Below are 2,692 nucleotides of genomic sequence, written 5' to 3'. Positions count from 1 at the left end.
AGCGGCCAAATCTCCCCTGGCAGCTGCCCGCGAACAACTGCGCGGAGAAGCCCTGCCCGATGTGAGTCTGGCCCTGGCCAAACCCATGCGCAAGGCCGATGCAAGCCCTGAAGAATGCGACGCGGCATTCCTGCTGCTTGAGGACGCCGCCCAGAAAGGCAATGGCGAGGCCATGCTGCTGGTGGGTGAATACTACGATCCCACGGCCACTCTGCCCAGGGGCAGCATCCCTGTGGATATGACACAGGCCAAACGCTGGTATGATGAGGCCCTGCTCAAGAGCGACAAAGCGCAGGCTCAGGCCGCACTGAACAAACTTAAGGAATACGCCAGGGCCGAGGAAGCCAAGGGCAACGTGGAAGCGCGGGCCTTGCTGCAAAGCTGGAACTGATTTCCGCTTTTCAGCGATCTGCCCCGCTGTACCGGCAAACCCGGTGCAATCCGGGGCATGGCCGCCCCCAGATCATACTGCAAAACGGAGTCCGGGAGGAAACCCGCATGCGCCCCATATCCATCATATCCTGCCGCCACTTACTGTTCGGCATTCTGTCCGGCATAGCGGCCTGCTCTCTTGTCCTGTTCTTCATTCTGGCTGCCGGAAACGTTTTTACCGCATCGCATGCTCAGGCAGCCCCTTTGCTGCTGGAAGGCAAAAAAACGCTTTTCCAGCGGGTGGTCAGCCATCCCGGGGCGCGCCTTACGGCTGCTCCGGCAGCAGACGCCGCCGTGGTGAAGGAAAACGTGACGCCCTTTACCGTTTTTTATGTCTATGCCCGCAATGAGGGCTGGCTTCAGGTCGGAAGCGGCGCCGCCACCCCCGAAGGCTGGATTGAAGCGGCCAAGGCCACAGACTGGAACCAGTCCCTCACTCTGCTCTTCACGCCGCGCACAGGCCGCGATCCCGTGCTCTTTTTCAAGACCGAAAACGCGCTGAACGACATCTGCGCCGCTCCGGACATGGATGTGCGCCTGAACAAGCTCAATGCCGAAGCCGCCGCTCTGCTGCAAGACGGCAAAACGCCACCAGCCGACTTTCCCGTGCTGGCCGGTGAGCCTGCGGACGCAGCCGGAGCGGTTTCTGAAAAACGTTTTTATCTCATGCCCATTCTGGACATGAAAGACCCCTTTGACGGCGTGAAATTTCTGCGCGTGGCTTCCATTGACCCCGGCAATGCCGCAGGCAGCCAAAACGGCAAAAGCGGCCCGCCCAAGACAGGCATTGCCCTTGTCATAGACACGACCATCTCCATGAAGCCGTATATTGATCAAAGCCTTAACGTGGTGCGCCATATATACGACAAGATTGAGCAGGACAAACTGGAAGACAACGTGGGCTTTGCAGTGGTCGCCTTTCGCAACAGCACACAGGCCACTCCTGGTCTGGGCTATGTGGCTGAAGTTGTAAGCGACTTCGCCACAGCCAAAAACCGTAAAAGCCTTGAAGAAAAACTTTCCAAGGTGCAGGAAGCCACCGTCTCCAGCCACGATTTCAATGAAGACTCCCTGGCGGGCGTGTATAAAGCCGTAGAGGCCCTCAACTGGGGCGATTATTCGTCGCGTCTCATTCTGCTCATTACCGATGCCGGCCCCCTCAAAAGCACGGATAAATACGCCTCCGTCAGCATGGGGTCCAGTGAGCTCAATGACTTTGCGCGGCAAAAAGGCATCTGGATATCCATCCTGCACATCAAAAGCCCGGGTGGGGCCAAAAACCACGCCTATGCCGAACAGAGCTACCGCGCCCTGGGCAAGCTCTCGGGCAACCGCTCAAACTATCAGGTGGTTGCCGCGCCCACGGCAGCAGCCGGAGCAAAGCAGTTTGCGGAAGTCGCCAAGGTGCTGGCCTCGGGCATGGTGAATATGGTTAAAAATACCGCTTTGGGCAAAATCATGACCAAACCCAAAGATGAAAAACCCCAAAAGCTCACCGCAGAGGAAGAAGCCGCCCGCCTTGCCGCCACCCTGGGCTATGCCATGCAGTTGGAATATTTCGGAAGGGCGCGTGAAAATCAGGCCCCCAGCGTGGTCAGCTCGTGGATTGCCGATATGGATCTCAAACGTCTTGCCAAAAGCGAACAGAGCCCCAGCGTGGAAGTGGCCGTGCTGCTGACCAAAAACCAGCTTAATGACCTGAGCGCCCAGATAAAGGCCGTCATCGACAGCGCGGAGCGCACCAAAAAGACCGACTCACGCGACTTTTTTCAGGGTGTGCTCTCTGCCTCCACGCGCATGGCCCGTGACCCCAACATGCCGACTCAGGGAAAAAATCTGGCGCAACTGGGTGTGCTGGCAGAATTTCTGGACGGGCTGCCCTACAAAAGCGACATCATGCTGCTGCGTGAAGAAGATTGGTACCGCATGAGCGTGGGCGAGCAGACGGCCTTTATCAACAGGCTCAAATCACGCCTGGCCCGGTATGAGGAATATGACCGCGACCGCGCCAACTGGGAAAGCTTCGGCCAGCCCAATCCCGGCGACTGGGTATACCGCGTGCCTTTGAGCATGCTGCCCTAGACTGTGTCTGACAAGGCCCGCATATGGACAATCTGGTTTTCTCCCTGCGGCGGATAAGCAAAAGCCGGCCCGGCGCCGAAGGCTTCAGCCTGCGTGTAGAGCGTCTTGATATTCCCCGCAGCGGTCTGCTGGCGCTGGTCGGCCCCAGCGGCTGCGGCAAAAGCACGGCCCTTGACCT

The 2,692-nt window shown here is 58.5% G+C and carries 1 protein-coding gene and 1 pseudogene; both read left to right on the top strand.

The window, feature by feature from the left end; genetic code table 11:
• Positions 1 to 391: pseudogene (locus V6C07_RS03220) on the top strand (sel1 repeat family protein); the annotation flags it as partial.
• Between the two features lie 107 nt (positions 392 to 498).
• Complete coding sequence (locus tag V6C07_RS03215) at positions 499 to 2,514, top strand: vWA domain-containing protein (protein ID WP_333534936.1); 2,016 nt, start codon at positions 499 to 501, stop codon at positions 2,512 to 2,514.
• Positions 2,515 to 2,692 lie beyond the last annotated feature (178 nt).

Source organism: Desulfovibrio sp. 1214_IL3152 (assembly GCF_036763055.1).
Taxonomy (GTDB): domain Bacteria; phylum Desulfobacterota; class Desulfovibrionia; order Desulfovibrionales; family Desulfovibrionaceae; genus Desulfovibrio.
Note: the sequence above shows the minus strand (reverse complement) of the source record. Positions and strands in the feature narration are given on the sequence as shown.

What these genes read in the sequence shown, in the direction of transcription:
- V6C07_RS03215 (WP_333534936.1), top strand. Translation starts at nt 499, where the DNA reads ATGCGCCCCATATCCATCATATCCTGCCGCCACTTACTGTTCGGCATT.